Annotated in this window: 17 protein-coding genes; 5 read left to right on the forward strand and 12 right to left on the reverse strand. The window is 71.2% G+C overall.

Annotated elements, in window-relative coordinates:
* Positions 1-16 precede the first annotated feature (16 nt).
* A complete protein-coding gene (gene sigC / locus ACRSBM_RS14120) occupies positions 17-592 on the forward strand; it encodes an RNA polymerase sigma factor SigC (protein WP_434443758.1) in 576 nt (191 codons plus the stop codon).
* Positions 593-725: 133 nt separating this feature from the next.
* On the opposite strand, the gene ACRSBM_RS14125 is transcribed toward sigC, so the two are convergent.
* Entirely contained in the window at positions 726-1,406 is a 681-nt protein-coding gene (locus tag ACRSBM_RS14125; protein ID WP_434443761.1) for a DJ-1/PfpI family protein, read from the reverse strand.
* Between the two features lie 72 nt (positions 1,407-1,478).
* Here ACRSBM_RS14125 and ACRSBM_RS14130 point away from each other — a divergent pair, with 72 nt between their 5' ends.
* On the forward strand, positions 1,479-2,609 hold the full coding sequence (locus tag ACRSBM_RS14130) for an MFS transporter (RefSeq protein WP_434443764.1): 1,131 nt from the start codon (positions 1,479-1,481) through the stop codon (positions 2,607-2,609).
* A complete protein-coding gene (locus ACRSBM_RS14135; RefSeq protein ID WP_434443766.1) occupies positions 2,606-3,364 on the forward strand; it encodes a hypothetical protein in 759 nt (252 codons plus the stop codon). The genes ACRSBM_RS14130 and ACRSBM_RS14135 overlap by 4 nt, the downstream gene beginning before the upstream one ends.
* On the opposite strand, the gene ACRSBM_RS14140 is transcribed toward ACRSBM_RS14135, so the two are convergent.
* A complete protein-coding gene (locus ACRSBM_RS14140) occupies positions 3,345-4,427 on the reverse strand; it encodes an acyl-CoA dehydrogenase family protein (protein ID WP_434443769.1) in 1,083 nt (360 codons plus the stop codon). The genes ACRSBM_RS14135 and ACRSBM_RS14140 overlap by 20 nt on opposite strands.
* Positions 4,428-4,512: 85 nt before the next feature.
* Here ACRSBM_RS14140 and ACRSBM_RS14145 point away from each other — a divergent pair, with 85 nt between their 5' ends.
* Positions 4,513-6,129 (forward strand): CoA transferase, encoded by a 1,617-nt coding sequence (locus tag ACRSBM_RS14145; RefSeq protein WP_434443772.1) that lies wholly within the window; start codon positions 4,513-4,515, stop codon positions 6,127-6,129.
* The gene (locus tag ACRSBM_RS14150) at positions 6,126-7,628 is read left to right on the forward strand and encodes a class I adenylate-forming enzyme family protein (protein ID WP_434443775.1); all 1,503 of its coding nucleotides are present in this window, start codon (positions 6,126-6,128) and stop codon (positions 7,626-7,628) included. The genes ACRSBM_RS14145 and ACRSBM_RS14150 overlap by 4 nt, the downstream gene beginning before the upstream one ends.
* Here the strand turns inward: ACRSBM_RS14150 and ACRSBM_RS14155 are convergent.
* From ACRSBM_RS14155 to ACRSBM_RS14200, 10 genes are all read right to left on the reverse strand, one after another.
* Positions 7,609-8,370, reverse strand: coding sequence for a metal ABC transporter solute-binding protein, Zn/Mn family (locus ACRSBM_RS14155; RefSeq protein WP_434443776.1), 762 nt, complete (start codon positions 8,368-8,370; stop codon positions 7,609-7,611). The genes ACRSBM_RS14150 and ACRSBM_RS14155 overlap by 20 nt on opposite strands.
* Positions 8,346-9,173 (reverse strand): metal ABC transporter permease, encoded by an 828-nt coding sequence (locus ACRSBM_RS14160; protein WP_434443779.1) that lies wholly within the window; start codon positions 9,171-9,173, stop codon positions 8,346-8,348. Before ACRSBM_RS14160 ends, ACRSBM_RS14155 begins: the two co-directional genes overlap by 25 nt.
* Entirely contained in the window at positions 9,170-9,817 is a 648-nt protein-coding gene (locus ACRSBM_RS14165) for a metal ABC transporter ATP-binding protein (protein WP_434443781.1), read from the reverse strand. The genes ACRSBM_RS14160 and ACRSBM_RS14165 overlap by 4 nt, the downstream gene beginning before the upstream one ends.
* Positions 9,818-9,877: 60 nt before the next feature.
* Complete coding sequence (locus tag ACRSBM_RS14170; protein WP_434443783.1) at positions 9,878-11,308, reverse strand: FAD-binding oxidoreductase; 1,431 nt, start codon at positions 11,306-11,308, stop codon at positions 9,878-9,880.
* Between the two features lie 177 nt (positions 11,309-11,485).
* Positions 11,486-11,914, reverse strand: a complete 429-nt coding sequence (locus tag ACRSBM_RS14175; protein ID WP_434443785.1) for a peptidase inhibitor family I36 protein — start codon at positions 11,912-11,914, stop codon at positions 11,486-11,488.
* Positions 11,915-12,174: 260 nt separating this feature from the next.
* Positions 12,175-13,083, reverse strand: a complete 909-nt coding sequence (locus ACRSBM_RS14180) for a quinone oxidoreductase family protein (RefSeq protein WP_434443787.1) — start codon at positions 13,081-13,083, stop codon at positions 12,175-12,177.
* Positions 13,068-13,934 (reverse strand): dioxygenase, encoded by an 867-nt coding sequence (locus ACRSBM_RS14185; RefSeq protein ID WP_434443790.1) that lies wholly within the window; start codon positions 13,932-13,934, stop codon positions 13,068-13,070. The genes ACRSBM_RS14180 and ACRSBM_RS14185 overlap by 16 nt, the downstream gene beginning before the upstream one ends.
* A 3-nt stretch (positions 13,935-13,937) precedes the next feature.
* Positions 13,938-14,705, reverse strand: a complete 768-nt coding sequence (locus ACRSBM_RS14190) for a citryl-CoA lyase (RefSeq protein ID WP_434443793.1) — start codon at positions 14,703-14,705, stop codon at positions 13,938-13,940.
* A complete protein-coding gene (locus ACRSBM_RS14195) occupies positions 14,692-15,828 on the reverse strand; it encodes a CaiB/BaiF CoA transferase family protein (RefSeq protein ID WP_434443796.1) in 1,137 nt (378 codons plus the stop codon). Before ACRSBM_RS14195 ends, ACRSBM_RS14190 begins: the two co-directional genes overlap by 14 nt.
* Entirely contained in the window at positions 15,828-17,246 is a 1,419-nt protein-coding gene (locus ACRSBM_RS14200; protein ID WP_434443799.1) for an amidohydrolase family protein, read from the reverse strand. The genes ACRSBM_RS14195 and ACRSBM_RS14200 overlap by 1 nt, the downstream gene beginning before the upstream one ends.
* Between the last annotated feature and the right edge of the window lie 47 nt (positions 17,247-17,293).

A 17,293-nucleotide genomic window follows, 5' to 3' on the forward strand; every position in this document is an offset into this window, starting at 1 on the left:
GTTACTCTGCCGAACCGTGTCGACTTCGAGGGGTGACGACGAGGCGGTCACAGCGTGCGCGCTGGCCGCCGGTGCCGGTGATCGCGAGGCGCTGGAGCGGTTCATCCGCCTGACGCAGCGCGACGTCTGGAGACTGGTGGCGCACCTCGGCGGCATCGGCGTGGCGGACGACCTCACCCAGGACGTCTACCTGCGCGCCCTGCGCAGCCTGCCGGGCTTCGAGGGCCGCTCCTCCGCCCGCACCTGGCTGCTGTCGATCGCCAGGCGCACCGTCGTCGACCACATCAGGGCCGCGGTCGCGAGGCCGTCGATCGCCTGGTCGGCCGACTACCAGCTGGCCTCGGACGCGGACCGCTACGCCCAGCACGCCCGCTCGGCCGGGTTCGAGGACGTGGTCGAGCTCAACGTGATGCTCGCGGGCCTCGCGCCGGAACGCCGCGAGGCCCTGCTGCTCACCCAGGTGCTGGGCCTCTCGTACGCCGAGGCCGCCGAGGTCGTGGGCTGCCCGATCGGGACCGTCCGGTCGCGGGTGGCTCGGGCGCGGGAGGACCTGATCAGCGGGCAGGGCCACGAGGACGTCGGGGTGGTTTAGGCGCGTCCTGGCGGGGTTCGGGGCGGCCGGTGGGTGGTGACGCCTCGACGCGCACGCCGCGGCACGGCTGAGGTCCGCCGCACCGCTGACACCGCCGCACCGCTGACACCGCGGACCCCTGCGGCCACACCCGCTAGCGGCGCCAGACCGTCCCCCGCCGCTCATACTCCAGCACCGTCTCCGTGCGCTGCGCGAGCTGCGCACCGACGAACCGTTCAACCAGGTACAAAGCCACCTCCAGCCCCGACGTGATGCCGCCGCCGGTGATCAGGTCGCCGTCGTCGACCACGCGGGCGTTGATCACCGTCGCGCCCTGGGCGGCGAGCTCGGCCTTGGCGCCGGAGTGCGTGGTCGCGTTGCGTCCTCTGGTGATCCCGGCGGCCGACAGGATGATCGCGCCGGTGCAGATGCCGACCGGGAGCGCGTCGGAGTCGGCCAGCCGCCGGATGAACGCGCGGTCGGCGATCACCTGGTGCACGCCGGGGCCGGTGCGGTTGGTGAAACCGCCGCCGGGGACCACGAGGATGTCCGCCTCGCCGGGCGACCAGCCGTTCGGCACCTCGATCCTGGTGCCGTGGACGCAGGTCACGGTGCGCGGGCGGTTGGTCGACACCAGCGTGGTGCGGATGGCGCCGTTGCTGAGCTTGCCGGCGAGGCCCAGCACTTCGACCGGTGCGATGAAGTCCTGTTCCTCGACTCCCTCGTACATCAGCACCTGCACCCGCAGCGGGTCCGCGGCGGAGGCGGTCGCGGTCGCGGTTGCCGTGAGTCCGACTGACAGCGCCGAAGCGCGCAAGAAGGTTCGACGTTCCATGGCTCACGAGTCGGGCGGGTAACGCTTTCGGTTCCCGGGGAACTGGATGTCCCCCGTATCCGACCAGTGGCCGTGGAGGAAGTTCGCTTGCGCGGGCGGTCAGCGGTGCCGGTGCTGACCACGGCGGCGATGACGGCGTCGATGCTGCCGCTGTTCTTGCTGGGAGCGCTCTCACCTGCGCTGGTGGCGGAGTTCGGCATCGCACGGCCGTTGCTCGGCGTGTTGGTGACGGCCGGGTTCGGTGTCGCCGTGGTGCTGTCACTGGCGATCGGGCCGGCGGTGGACGCGGTCGGGCCGCGGCGGTCGGTGATCGCGTTGTTCGGCACGAGTGCGGTGGCGTTGACCGTCTTCGCGACCGCGCCGCACTACGCCGTGCTGGTGGTGGCGGTGGCCTTGGGCGGCGTTCCACAGGCGCTCGCTAACCCTTCGACCAACAAGCTGATCGCGACGTCCGTGCCCGCGTCACGACGGCCGGTGGTGCTGGGTGTCAAGCAGTCCGGGGTGCAGCTCGGCGCGTTCGTCGCCGGACTGCCGCTGGCGTGGCTGGCGGAGGGCGCCGACTGGCGGCTCGCGGTCGGTGTCGCCGCTGCGCTGGCCGCGGTGGCTGCACTGGCGTGCCTCGCGCTTCCCGGAGACTCACGCCCGGTGCGGCGGCCGGGGCTCGCGGTCTCGCTCGCCGCCGGTCCGGTGATCTGGCGGCTGGCCGGGTTCTCCGTGCTGCTCGGCTCCGGCATCGCGGCGGTCAACACCTACGTGGCGCTGTACGCGACCGAGGAACTCGGGTTCACCGCGCCGGTCGCCGCCGGACTGGTGGCGGTGCTCGGTGTGGTCGGCATCGTGAGCCGGATCCTGTGGGCGCGGGCGGCGGGTCCTACGTTGCTGGTCTGGCTGTCCGGGAGCGCCGTTGCCGCACCGGTGCTGTTGCTGACCGGGAACCCGGCGCTGGCGTGGGCGGGCATGGTCGTCGTGGGTGCGTGTGCCGTCGCCGCGAACGCAATCTCGATGGTGCTGGTCGTGGCCGCGTCCAACGGACCGGGGCTGGGGCGCGACTCCGCACTGGTGTCCGCCGGGTTCTTCACCGGGTTCGCGGTCGGTCCGCCGCTCTTCGGGCTGCTGGTGGAGATGGGCGGCTACACCTCGGCGTGGGTGCTGGTGGCGGCCGAGTTCGCCGCGGCGGCGGTCGTCGCGTGGCGGGCGCGGTGAGGGCACGGGCAGAGTCGACGCTGGCACAGGTCGGCGAACGGTTCCCGCTGTACGCGGACCCGGTGTCAGGTCGCTGGCGGACAACGGCTCGTGGCTCCTGGGCCGGAGGGTGCTGGGCAGGGCTGCTGTGGTTGCTGGACATGCCGGACGCATCGGCGTGGACGGCGAAGCTCGGCTGCTGGCACGACAGCGACACCGTCCTGCAGAGCCTGATCTTCTGGTACGGCGGGGGAGACACCGGACGAGCGGCGAAGTCACTGGCGGCACGCGCGGCTGATGGCGTGATCCCGTGGGGCACGGCGTTCGGCCCCGACACCGGGATCAGGGCGGATGGTGCGGCCGGAGTCGTTCCGTTGCTTGCCGCCAACGGCCTGCACGACCTCGCCCGGTCGCATGTGGACGCTCACCTGGCGATCGACGAGACCTGGCCCCGCGGCAGGGCCTGGCTGATGCTGGCCGCGGCGGACGCGGTGCTGTGGCTCGGCGAGGACTACCGCGAGCGTGCCGAGTCGATGGCACGCCAATGGAGTCCGCCGGGTGACACGTCCGCGGACGCCATCGCCGCCGTGGCCCTGCTCAAGCTCGGCCTCGACGCGACACCGGTGCTGGCCAGGCTCGCCGATGCGGTGCACGACGGCAGGTTGCTCGGTGGCACCTACGAGGATCTCGAGAACCAGGAACTGGTGTGGGGCACGTTCTTCTACGCCGTGGCGCTGGCGATCGCGTCCGGGCGGATCAGCCCGCGCGAGTTCTGAGCACGCGCCGCGCGGTGTCGGAGACGTGCATCTCGTCGGCGCCGTCGAGGATCCGTGCCGCACGGGCGATCCGCGCGAGCATCGGCAACGGCGTGTCCGGACCGAGGCCCTCCGCTCCGAACACCTGGATCGCCGCGTCGGTGACCTGGTGCAGAGTCCGCGCGGCCGCCACCTTCGCGAGCCCGATCTCCGTGCGCGCGTCCTGGTCCGCCGCCACCAGATCGGCGGCTGCAATGCTAAGAGCGCGTGCGGACCGGATGGCCAGCAACGAGTCGAAGACGTGCTGCTGCACCAGTTGCCGGTCGGCCAAGGCACTGCCGCGCACCTGGCGTTCGACGGCGCGGGAGCACATGAGCTCGAACGCGCGCTCCGCCATCCCGATCCAGCGCAGGCACCGCAACGTCCGCCCGAGGGCGAGCCGCGTCCCGGCGATGGTGAGCCCGTCACCGCCATCGCCGAGCAGGTGGTCGTCCGGCACGAACACGTCCTCCAGCGCGATCTCGAACTGTCCGGCCGCGCCCAGCACCGGGATCTCCCGCACGACCCGGAAGTCCCGCACCACGAACAACGATCCGCTGGCGAGCACCGTGACGTAGGAGGCGTTGCCCGCACCGGTGGTGAACCACTTCCGTCCGTTGAGCACCCAACCGCCGCTGCTCCGTTCGGCGGTCGTGCGCACGGCAGCCGGGTCGGAGCCCGCGACACCGGGTTCGGTCATCGCGTAACTGCCGGTGATCTCCCCGGCCACCAACGGTTTCAGGTACTCGAGGACGCCCGGACGGGCGAAGCGCTGGAACATCCGCACGTCGAGCAGACTGCTGGAACCGAGTGCGGCCGGTCCGTGGTCGCTGCCGCCTTCCGTCTCCGCCAACGCGAAGTACTCGCTGAGGCTCAGCCCGCCGCCACCGAGCGCGCGGGGAAGTGGCAATGCCCACAACCCGGCGGACTTCGCGAGCCCTTGCAACCGCGTCAGTTCCGCCCGTGCCGCGTCGCCACCAGCGTCGAGCACCGTCTCGCCCGGCTGCACGTGCTCGCGGACGAACGCGGAAACCTGTTCCAGCACCGGCGTTCTCCCTCCCGTTGGGAACTCGGGCGGTGTCCCGTCCGACTGGTGGACGACCGACCGTCGCCGCCAGGAGGAGGCCCGCGTGACACTGCACCTCGACCGGACGACGAGCGATCCGCCGTTGTCCGGCACCGAGATCACCGTCCGCGGCGACTCGGCCGCGGCCGCCGTGCTCGGTGCGCTCCTGCACCAGTCGGGCGCGGGCGTCTCCCGGTTCCCGGACGCCGGTGGTGAGCCTGCCCACGTCCAGGCCGGTGGCACCGAACTGGCGATCAGCTGGGCCGGGCCGGTGCGTGGTGGCGAAGTCGTCGACGAGGCCAGCGCCCAAGCCGTGTGCGGGCCGATGCACGTGCACGGCCGCAGCCAGGGATCACCACGAGGGCTCGGTCTGGACTACTGCGCCACGGCCGCTGGAGTGATCGGCGGAACCGGGCTGCTCGCGGCACTGTTCGACGGCGGATCGAGCGTCACGACGAGCGTTGCTCAGTCCGCACTGATGACGGTGTCGCAGTACCTCGCGGCCGCCGGGGCACCGGAGGCCGAAGCGACCGCGCTCGCACCCGGCGGGCCGCCGTTCCGCAGCGCCGACGGCGTGCTGTTCGAGATCGAGGCACTCGACCCGGCGGTGTGGCAGGCGTTCTGGGCCGGTCTCGGCGTGCCGGGCAAGGTGATCGGCGCGGGCTGGCGGCCGTTCCAGTTCCGGTATCCGACCGCGACCGCGCCACTGCCGGCCGCACTGCACGCGGCGACGTCGACGCGGACGTTCGCCGAGCTCGAGGCGCTCGCGAGCGAGACCGCGACGAGCATCTGCGAGCTGCACCCGCACGGCACGGCCGGTGGCCCCCTGTTCGAACTGACCACTGTGGACTCTCCGGGTCGACGAGACCGGGTGCGTGGCTCGTTGCCGTTTTCGGGCCTGGTGGTGCTGGAGGCCGGCCGGCGCGTCCAGGCGCCGCTGGCCGCCCACCTGCTGGGCCTCCTCGGCGCGGCCGTCGTGCGCGTCGAACCGCCGGGCGGCGACCCGTTGCGTGGCATGCCACCCATGTGCGGCGGCACGTCCGCCCGCTGGCTTGCCCTCAACCGCGGCAAGAGCGCGGTGGAGATCGACATCAAGGACCCCGGCGACCGCGACCGGCTCCGCGATCTCGTCCGCATCGCCGACGTCTTCCTGCACAACTGGGCACCCGGCACCGCCGAACGCCTCGGACTCGGCGCGCACGACCTGGCGGCGGTGAACCCGGCCCTGGTGTTCGTGCACACCTCGGGCTGGGCCGGCCGGATCCCGGACGCCCCGCTGGGCACCGACTTCATGGCCCAGGCCCGCACCGGCCTCGGTGCGCTGCTGCGCCCGGCCGACGAACCGCCGGCGCCGTCGCTGATGACCCTGCTCGACGTGCTGGGCGGCCTGCTGGGTGCCTGCACGACCGTCGCGGCGTTGCTCCAGCGCGAGCGCACCGGCCGGGCGGTCCGCGCCGAGTCCTCGTTGCTCGCCGCCGCCGAACTCCTCCAGCTGCGGGCGAACGGCCGTCCCGCACCGGGATTCCGCCGTCCGGTGCTCGGCGACGGCGGCTGGACCCACGACGGCGTCCCGGTCACCGACGACCTCGCCTCGATCATCACCGACCCGCGGTTCGCCGACGTGGTCGCGCTCGACTCCGACCACTGCCCCGAAGTCCTGACACCCTGGAGGTTCAGATGACGACCACCACCGTCCGCGACCTCGTCCCCGCCGAGCTCCGCCACCAGTGGGCCGAGCAGGGACACTACCCGGACCGCGACATCTACGACCTGTTCGCCGTCCGCGTCTACTTACACCCGTTGCGAACAGCGGTGATCGACGACGACGGCGAGCTGACCTACGTGCAGCTCAACGAACTCGCCCTCCGCATGGCCGCGAACCTCCGTCAGCGCGGCGTCGGACCTGGTGACGTCGTGGCCGTGCAGCTGCCCAACAGCCGGTACGCGGTGGCCGCCGATCTCGCCGTCGCCGCCGTGGGGGGCGTGGTGCTGCCGTTCCCGGTGGGACGCGGGGAACGGGAGGCGCGCTCACTGGTCACCCGCAGCGGTGCGGTGGCCCTGATCGCCGACGGCCTGCCCGGCGCCTGGCCCACAGCCTCCCTGCTGGCTCCGGTGGGAGCGTTCGAGCCGGTGCGCTCCGATCCCAACGGCCCCGCGCGGATCCTCGTGTCGTCGGGCTCGGAGGCCGAGCCGAAGATGGTGCTGTACTCGCACAACGCGCTGCTGGGCGGGCGCGGCGCGTTCGTCGGCCGGCTGGTCCTGCCCGGCGAGGAGCTGCGGGCGTTGTTCCTCGTGCCGCTCGCATCGTCCTTCGGCAGCAATGGAACCACGGTCACGCTTGCCCGCCACGGCGGAACGCTGGTGCTGCAGAGCAAGTTCAGCGCCGAGTCCACTCTGGACCTGATCGCACGAGCCAGGCCGACGCACCTGTTCGGCGTGCCGACGATGTTCAAGATGCTGCTTTCGCAGCCCGGTGACTTCTCGTCGGTCCGCGTGATCGCACCCGGCGGCGCCCAGCTCGACGCGGCGACGGCGCGGGCGTGCCGCGAGGCGTTCGACGCGATCGTCGTGAACATCTACGGCTCCGCCGACGGCGTCAACTGCCACACCGCGCTGGACGACCCACCGGACTCCGGTGCCGGACGCCCCAACCCCGCGGTCGCGGAGATCCTCGTCGTGGACGACTCGCTGCGGCCCGTTCCCACAGGAGTGGTGGGGGAGATCATCGCCCGCGGCCCCATGAGTCCCTTGCGCTACATCGACGACGACCTCAACGCCCGGTACCGCACCCCGGACGGCTGGGTCCGCACGGGCGACCTCGGCGTGTTCGACGCCGACGGCTACCTCTCCGTCGTCGGACGCCGCAAGGACGTCGTGATCCGCGGCGGCGCGAACATCAGCCCGGCCGAGGTGGAGCAGGCGCTGGCCGCCCACCCGGCGATCCGGGACGTGGCCTGCGTCGGCGTGCCCGACGACCTGATGGGGGAGCGGCTGTGCGCGTGCCTCGTCACCGGTGCGCCGGTGACCATCGAGGAACTTGGGCAATTCCTGGGGGAGAAGGGGATCGGCCGGTTCAAGCACCCGGAGCACCTGCTGGTGCTGCCCGAGTTCCCCCTCACCCCCGCGGGCAAGGTCGACAAGGACGCCCTGCGGCTGCTCGCTAGCCGAGAGCGTCGCTGATCGTCCTGGCGTTGGCGCGGTAGACGCCGAGCAGGTCGTTGTCGTCGCCGGGATAGTTGACGAGGTCGACCTGCTTGGCGTTCGCGTCCGGCAGCACGGTTCCGGTGCTCATGTGCGAGTTCTCGAACACGAACTGTGGCGCCTTGTTCCTCAGTTCCGCGACCTGTGACGCCGTCACCGGCTCCGGCCCGTAGACGCCGAGCAGCTCCGCGCCCGCGAGGTCGGCCGCGTACCCGACGAACATCTGCGCCACGACCTTGGGCTGCTGCCCGCCCGGCCACTTCGCCTTCACCTCCCCGGCGAGCTTCGCGTACTCGGCGTCGAAGCCCTCGATCCACTTCCTGGCCGCGTCCTGCGTGCCGAACAGCTCACCGAGCCGCGTGACCTCGGCCTTGACCTTGTCGCGCGAGTTGTCCAGCGCGACCGCGACCTTCTTCGCGTTCGACCCGGCCGCATCGGTGATCTTCGGCGCGAACGACTCGAACGGCGCGTAGAGCACGTAGTCCGCGTCCGCCACCGCCTTCAGGTCGGACGGCTTCGGGTCGTAGTCCGGCGCGTGCAGCACGGACCTGGGCACGATCACCGTGACGTTCGTGGCACCGGCCGCCTTCGCGAACCCGGCCTCCCAGCTCGTCGTCGCGACGACCTTCGGCCCGGACTGCTGCTCGGGCGATGTCGCGGCCGATCCGCACCCGGCCAGCAGCAGTGCGGCACCGGTCAGTGCGAGGAGGCGGACTGCCATGCGGGAGTTCTCCGTTCGGGGATGAGGTGGGCGGCGAGCGCGACCGCGCCCGCCAGGAGCACGAGGACCGGACCAGGCGGCTGGTCCAGCAGCAGGGCCAGGGCGAACCCGGCCAGGTTCACGACCACGCCGATCCCCACCGCCCACAAGGCCATCCCCGTCAGGGAATGCGCGAGGCGGCGGGCGGCGAGCGCGGGCAGCAACGTCAGGGCGTCGACCAGCAACGCACCGGTCAACCTGATCGCGCCGGCGATCGCGACGGCCACGAGCACGAGCAGCACGAGCGTCAACCGGTTCACCGGGACGCCGGAACACGCGGCCAGCTCGCGGTCGTGCAGCAGCAACGCGAGTTGCCCGCGCCGCCACAGGAAGAGCGCGGGCACGACGACCGCGAGGGCGCCGAGCAGCACCACGTCACCGGTCTTGGTGGCCAGGATCGAACCCCACAGCAGCTCGAACGCCGCCGACGCGTTGACCCCGGAGATCGACAGCACCAGCAGCGCCGCGGCGATCGCCAGGCTCATCAGCAGCCCCATCGCCCCCGACAACCCGCTGGGGCTGCGGGCCAGCGGGGTGAGCCCGGCTCCCGACAGTCCACACGCGACCACCGCGCACAGCAACGGGTCCAGCCCGGTCAGCAGGCCGACCGCGATGCCCAGCAACGCGATGTGCATCATCGCGAACCGCACCGGCATGATGTCGAGACCGATGATCACCACGCCGACGATCGGCAACGCGACCGCCCCGAGCAGGAGCGCGAACGCGGCTCGCTGGACGGCGGCGAGCTCGAGCAGCTCGATCACGTGATCTCCCGCAACGTCCCCGCCGCCATCTCCAGAACCCGCTCGCACCGGCGCACCACGGCCCGGTCGTGCGTCACGACCAGCACCGTGACCGGCAGGCTCGTCAGCAGTCCGGCGACCGCCGCCTGGCCCTCGAAGTCCAGTGCGGCGGTGGGTTCGTCGGCCAGCAGCACCCGCGCGCCTGCCTCGACGCACCCGATCGCCCGCGCGAGATAGGCCCGCTGCAACTGCCCGCCGGACAACGTGTGCACGGGCTGGCGACCGAGTGAGCCGACCCCGAGTTCCCGCGCTGCCTCACGAGCACGGGGAAGAGCACCGCTGCTCGCCAGCAGTTCGTCGACCAGCAGGGGAAACCGCCCGGCTGCCTGCCGCTGCGGGATCCACGCGACCTCACGCCGCCGGCGAGCCCAGTCGGCGGCGGTGCGCGCCCTGAGCGAACCGACCTCGACCACACCGTCGAAGGAGCGGTGCAGACCGAGGACCGCGCGCAGCAGCGTCGTCTTGCCGGAGCCGTTCGTGCCGGTCAGCGCCACCCGTTGACCGGGCTCGACCAGAAGGTCGACCGAGTGCACGACCGTTCTGCCGCCGTGCGCGCAGCTCACCTTCGCCAGCCGCACCGGCAGACCTGTCGTTTCCACGAGCATCTAGTCGGAACGCACACCCGATCAGTTCCCTCGCAAAGCGTGAGATCGGGAACGTGGGCGTCACCGGGGAACCGACTGCGCGAAGGCGAACACGCCGTCGGGGTCGTACCGGGCGGCGACCTGCCGCAGCCGGGCGAGGTTGCCGCCGTAGTAGGCCTCCGCCCACCGCGGCAGCTGCGGGTCGATGTAGTTGACGTACCCGGTGTCGCCGACCAGCGCGCCGAGCCCGTCGCGGATCTGCGCCAGCGCGCCGCGGGCCGTCTCGGCGGCCTCGGGCGGCGTCTTGAGGTAGATCTGGACGTTGGCGAGCGCCGTGCGGTGCGGGAACGCGGTGGCGTCCGGCGCGACGTCGGCCACCGCGCCGCGCAGGCCGTCGAAGATCAGGTACGTCTCGTCGGACTGGCCCGCCAGCAGGTCCACGGCCGCCGCCGGGTCGCTGATCGGGTCGCGCACCACGCGGGAGGACGCCACCGCCGACTCGCGGGCGATCGGGCCGCCCGCGAAGTACCGCGTGGCCTCGGCGTAGCTCCGCGGCTGGACGAAGCGCGACTCCGGAGCGGGCAGTTCTCCGAGCAGGGCGGTGAGGCCGCCGGCGGACCCGATGAAGCAGCCGCCGACCTGGCAGCTCGGCCGGGCTCCGCCACGAACCACGACGTTGGACCACAGCTCGTTGGGCGCCTGCGCGATCCACGGCTGCCACGCGCCGAGCACGTCCGCGGCGGCACCGGCGGGGTAGGACAGCGTGAAGACCGTGACGTCGGGCGCGGGCACGGTGGCGAAGACGAACTCGGTGACGATCGCGAAGTTGCCACCGCCACCGCCGCGCAACGCCCAGAACAGGTCGGGCTCCTGCTCGGCGGACACCGCGAGCAACCGGCCGTCCGCCGTGACGACGGAGGCGGACACCAGATGGTCACAGGTCAGCCCGTACTTGCGGGTGAGCACGCCGATCCCGCCGCCCAGCGTGAGGCCCGCGACGCCGACCGACGGGCACGTGCCGGTCGGCAGGCACCGGCCGGACGCCACCAACGCCTTCGACACGTCACCGAGAGCGGCCCCGGCACCGACGCGGACCTGGTCACCCGGCAGCACCTCGACGTCCGCCATCCCGCGCACGTCGACCTGCAGGCCACCGGAGGGCGAGGAGTAGCCGGCGTAGCTGTGGCCACCGCTGCGGGCGGCGATGGGCACGCGCAGCCTGGCCGCCTCCACGCAGGCCCGCACGTCCGCGGCGGAGGTCACCTTGGCGACGGCGGCGGGTTTCGAGCCGTCCCACACCGGGTTGAAGCCCTGGTACGCGTACCCGTCCTCACCGGCCAGCGCGAGGCGGCCGGACAGCCGGGACCGCAACGCACCCCAGTCGGGTGGTCCACTGGGAACGGACGAACTGGACGGAGCCGGAACCGGTGGAGGAGCGGGAGAGGAGCACGCTGCGAGCGCCGCGCCGGCGCCCGCGAGTCCGGCGACTGTCAGGAACCTGCGTCGATCCACCTGATCCAGGGTGACACGCCATGATCACCCCCGCACCCCCGGGAAGGGTGCGTACCACCCGAGGTGGACGTCCCCCCACCCGCACGGACGGCGGCTGGTGGGCCGCCGACCCGCTATCACCGCCAGATGATTGGTTCCGTTATGTTGGTGTCAGTGATCCTCAGGCGCATACCAAGGTTATTCTTGGTAGTGAATACACTGTGGTTCGCGGTGGTTCACCCGGACGGACGATGCCTTATCGTTGAACACATTCAGGAAATTGGCACTTGATGCCCCGGGGGCAATGGAAAGGCAATGATAAAAGGTGCCAGGGAACGGATTGGGGTACCAGCTGCTCTGGTAATCTCTGTGCTCGTAGACCGTCACCCACACCGGCAAACGGTTCCAGGCTGAGGTCGCCTTGTCGTTGAAGTCGTTCCCGACGTAGGGAGTGCTCCCATAGCGGTAGTAGTACATCCCTTCATAGCTGCTGTGCTCCCACATGCAGAAACTCGACTCGCCGCACTGGCTGTAGTGAGCGCTGGCCGTTGGGGTGACAACCGCTATTGAAGCCAAGGCGGTCAGAAATGCCACAAGGACGCCGTGGATTCGTCGTCGAGCTCGCATGGACGGTTCCTTTCTGGTGCTGGGTTCAGACTCGCGCCCGCACGTCGGGAGGATATGTGCGAACGCAGGAACCGTCACACCTCTCACAGCCGGCGTCAATGAGGCGTCCCAGACCGCGGACCGCGGACAGCGTTTACCGCGACACTCAAACCCGTCCGGCAGCTCATCGGGTCAGTCAAAGACACACCGAAAGGCCGGCACAATTTCGAACTGCATGTCCGGACCATCGATGGCGTCACCGCCCGCATGGACTTACTCGTCTAGGGAACCAGCACGACCCGGCCGTGAGCGGTGCGGTGCCAGGCATCGGTGACGGCGTCCAGCGGCACCACCTCGTGATCGACGGTCAGCGCGCCGTCCGCGGCGTGCCGGGCGATCACGGAGATGGCCTCGGCTCGTTGCTGCGCGGTGAGCTCGTTGTTGGTGTAGCCGGACAATCGCAACGACCGGCTGCGCAGGGTGGACGACGTGATCGGGGACGTCTCGCCGGCCGAACCGCCGAGGTTCACCCACCGGCCGCCGGGGCGCAGAGCCCCGGCGGCCACCGCGGCGGGAGCACCGAACATCGGGTCGATCAGCAGGTCGGCGCCCTGAGCGGCGGCGGCCAAGTCTTCGAACGTCACCACGACGTCCGCTCCTGCTCGCACCGCGCGTGCCCGGCCCTCCGCCGAACGCGCGGCGGCGACGACCCGTCCGGCACCGGCCAGGCGCGCGAGCTGGATCGCGGCTTGACCGACCGCCCCGCAGCCGAGCACGACCACGGACTCACCGGCGGCCAGCTCGCCACGCCACGTCAACGCCATGTACGCGGCGACGGCGGAGAGTCCGAGCGCGGCCATGACGAACGGATCCACGACGTCCGGCAGGAAGACCAGATCCTCCGTGCGGGCCAACGCCTTCGCGGCCATGCTCCCGTCACCCGCCGCCATCCCGGCGCTGGTCGGAAACCACACCGCCCGCCCGTCCACCGTCCCGATCCCCTGCACGCCAGGCACATAAGGGGTCGCGGGAACGCCGAAGTACGAGTTTCCGCCCGCGCACAACAGGTCCAGCGGGGTGATCGGCGCGGCCAGCACGTCGACCAGCACCTCGCCGGGGCCGGGAGAAGGCTCGCCCCGGTCAGCGAGCGACGGCGGCTGACCGGGACGAACGACTACTGCGGCGCGCACGGCTGCAACACGAAGTCGTACTTCGCGAGAACCCACGGCACCGCGGACTCACGGCCGTCCGGTGTCGGCCCGGGCTCGCGAGGCTCGAACCTGACCACCAGCTCCTGCTTGGTGCCGAACACTACGTCGCTGTCAAGGTACTCAGCGCCCTCCTCGAACAGGTGCGTGATCAGCGGTTCGAAACCGTCGGCGGTGAGCAGGAAGTGCACGTGGGCCGGGCGGAAGTGGCTGATCTCCGTCTGCCCGATCAGCTCGCCGACCGGGCCGTCCATCGGGATCGAGTACCCCTTCGGCGTGATCGTCCGCACGCAGTAGGGGCCGTCCGGTTCGGCCCGGTACTTGGCCCGCAACCGTGCCTCGTCGACGTCGAGCTGGGCCTCGTACGCGCCGTCGGCGTCCGCCTGCCAGACGTCCAGCACGGCACCGGCGACGGGGGAGCCGTCGAGCGAGCGGACGGTTCCGGTGAGGTAGAGCGGAGTTCCGGCGACGTCGTCGGACATGTCGCCGCCGAACCCGAGCTCAGGGGAGCCGTCGATGTGGAACGGGCCGAGCACGGTGGCCGGTGTCGCGGCCGCGTCGAACCGGTGGTTCATCTGCACGACCAGCATGCTCAGCCCGAGCACGTCCGACGCCAGGATGAACTCCTCGCGCTTGGCGTCGCTGATCTGCCCGGTCGCGGTGAGCCACCCGATCGCCGCCATCCACTCGGCCTCGGTGAGCCGCACCTCACGGGCGAAGTCGTGCAGGTGCCGGACCAGCGCCGTCATCAGCTGCGCGGTCCGCGGGTCCTTCGCGGTGGCCCAGCGCTGCTCCGCGAGCGCGGTGATGTTGTCCTCGGTGACGAGCTGCATTGCTCACTCCTCGACAGGTGCGACGGACCTGGTGTTCATGTCGACGGACAGGAAGATCTGGTTGGCCACGGGGTGGCGCAGCTCCTCGGCGAGCTGCCCGATCAACCCGGCGGTGCGGGCCAGCAACGCGAAGCCCCGCAACAACTCGAGCGGCAACCCGAGGTCGGCGAGCACCGCGCCGCACGTGCCGGCACCGTTGAGCGGCAACGTCCTGCCGAGCACCTGCGGGTGGACCCGGCCGATCGCGGCGAACAGCGACAGGTGCGGCCCGACCAGACCCTCCTCTTCAGCGATCTCGTAGAGCCGGGCGGTGCGCGGGTCGCCGTTCTTGTGCACGTGGTGACCGAGGCCGGGGATGCGCGCTTTCCCCTGTGCCCGCACGGTTTCCAGTGCCAGCGCGTCCCAGTCTTCGGGCGCGTCGTGAGCGCTCACCACGGAGTTCAGGAACCGGCCGGCGTCCTCGGTGACACCGAGGAACCGCGACCCTCCGCCGAGCAGCCCGGCCGCGAGCGCTCCCTGCACGGAGTCGGGCGCGGAGAGGAACGTGAGGCGGCTGACGATCGCGGTCGGCGTGAACCCGTGGTCGGCGAGCGCGGCCAGCACCGCCTCGAACAGCCGGGTCTCGCCGGGGCTCGGCCTGCGCTGGGTGGCGAGCCAGAACGCCAGCTCGCCGAACCCGACGTTGCCCATCACGTCACGCGCGAGGTCCTGGCCCAGCAACGTGATCGTCTCGGGCGTGGACGCACCGAGCGCTGTCTCATAGACCGTCACGGTCCTCCTTCAGCCACGTGCGCAGCTCGTCGCCGTGCTCGTCCAGTTCCGGTGGCGGCAGCTCGTAGGCGGCGGGTGTCTCCGAGAAGCGGATGGGGTGCCGGGTCGTCGGCACGCCGCCGACCTCGACGACCGGGTCGAGCCCGAACCGTTCCGCCATCGCGAAGCCGCCGTCGATCGTGTTGATCGGCCCGCACGGCACCCCGGCCGCCACCAGCAGGTCGAACCACTCGACCGCGCCACGGGTGCGCAGCCGTTCCTCCAGCAGTGGCCGCAGTTCCTCGCGGTTGCGGGTGCGGTCGGCGTTGCGGGCGAACCGCGGGTCGTCCGGCACCCCGGGCAGCCCGAGCACCTCGCACAGCCGCCGGAACTGGCCGTCGTTCGCCGCCGCGACGATCAGGTCGTTGTCGGCGGTGGGCAGCGGTTCATAGGGGAACACGCTGGGGTGCGCGTTGCCCATCCGGAACGGCACGACCCCACCGGCGACGAACGCCGAGCTGTGGTTCACCAGCCCGGTCAGCGCCGACGACAGCAGGTTCACCTCGACCAGCTGGCCCTGCCCGGTGGCGTCGCGGTGACGCAACGCGGCGAGGATGCCGATGACGGCGTGGTTGCCCGCCATCACGTCGAACACCGAGATGCCCGCGCGGTACGGCGGCCCGCCCGGATCACCGGTGAGGCTCATCAGCCCGGAGATCGCCTGCACCATCAGGTCGTAACCGGGAACGTGCTTTCCTTCTCCCGAACCGAACCCGGTGATCGACGCGTAGATCACCCGCGGGTTCGCCGTGCTCACGCTCGTGTGGTCGAGCCCGTACTTGGCGAGGCCGCCCGGCTTGAAGTTCTCGATCACCACGTCCGCGCGCCGGGCGAGCTCACGGCCCAGGGCGGCGTCCTCCGGGTCCCGCAGGTCCAGCGCGATCGACCGCTTGCCGCGGTTGACCCCGAGGTAGTAGGTCGAGACGTCGTCGCGCACCGGCGGCATCCACGTGCGGGTCTCGTCCCCGGCAGGTCCCTCGACCTTGACGACCGTGGCGCCCAGGTCGGCCAGCAGCATGGTCGCGTACGGGCCCGCCAGCACGCGGGAGAAGTCGGCGACGAGCAGTCCCGAGAGCGCCCCCATCAGACGGACATCCGGGTGTCGCCGCGGAACTCGGTGTAGGTGTAGGGGTTGTCCAGCACCTTCGCCGTCGGGATGTCCGGGTTCATGCCCTTCGCCCACGCCTCCTCGCCGAGCTCCGCCCGCAGGTGGTCGACGGTCTGCCCGACCTGGGCGCGGATCGAGGCGAGGTCGACGCCGACGAGCTTGTGGCCGCGCTTCACGATCCGCCCGTCGACGATCACCGTGTCCACATCGGACCGTTGCGCCTGGAACGCCACGTGCCCGTACGGGTTGAGGATCGGGAACATGGCCGGCGAGTTCTCGTTGAGCAGCAACACGATGTCGGCCTTCTTGCCGACCTCGACGCTGCCGAGGTCGTCGGCGCGGCCCAACGCCCGTGCGCCACCCATCGTCGCCCACTCGACGACGTGTTCGGCCCGCAGCGACGAATGCGTGACGGTTTCGTTCCTGGCGTGTGCCGCCATGTGCTCGCGGGCCCGGTCGGCGCCCAACGTCGTGCGCATCGCGGAGAACAGATCGCCGCTCCACCACACCGAGGTGTCCATCGACAGCGACACCGGGATGCCGTGCTCACGGATCGCCCAGGTGGGCGGGTAGCCCTGACCCGCGCTCTGCTCGCTCTCGGTCGACACGGAGATCGACCCGCCGGTGGCCGCGATGCGGTGGTAGGAGTCGGCGGACAACGTCGCCGCGTGCACGTAGATCGACTGCGGCGTCATGAACCCGTTGTCGTACATCAGCCTGATGCCGTCGTCGTTCGTCGCGCCCCACACGCCCGCGTGCGTCGTGACGGGAACGCCGAGCTCGCGCGCGACCTCGAACGCGGGCTTCTCCGGGAACTCCGGGTCGCCGGTGACGTCGAACGCGAGCTGGAAGCCCAGCATGTCGTCACCGGTGATCCGGCGGGAGACGAAGTCGCGGAACTCCGGCTTGGCCGTCCAGGACGCCGGGCTGTCCTGGATGTTCCCGTACGCCAGCACGAACCGGCCGGGCACCGCCCGCAACGCGTCCACGGCGGCGTCGGCGTGCTCGGGGGTCTGCAGGCCGTGCGACCAGTCGACGGTCGTGGTGACACCGGCGTCGATCGCCTCGGCCGCGCCGAGCAGGTTGCCGGCGTGGATGTCCTGCGGCCGGAAGACCTTGCCCCACTCCAGGTAGTACCAGACGAAGTACTGCGTGAGCGTCCAGTCGGCGCCGTACCCGCGCATCGCCGTCTGCCACATGTGCCGGTGCGTGTCGATCATGCCCGGCATGACGATGCCACCGGTGGCATCGACCTCGACGGTCCCCTCCGGCACCTCCAGGCGCGGCCCGATCGCGGCGATCCGGTCGCCGACGACGAGGACGTCGTGGTCGGCGAGGGGGCGGCGGCCGTCCATGGTCAGGACAGTGCCGCTTCTCAGGACGACGGAACCCATCTGGAACTCCCTTGACCGCCAGGCGGACGGATGTCCGTTGAATCGTC

This window comes from Lentzea xerophila (assembly GCF_051094245.1).
Lineage (GTDB): Bacteria > Actinomycetota > Actinomycetes > Mycobacteriales > Pseudonocardiaceae > Lentzea > Lentzea xerophila.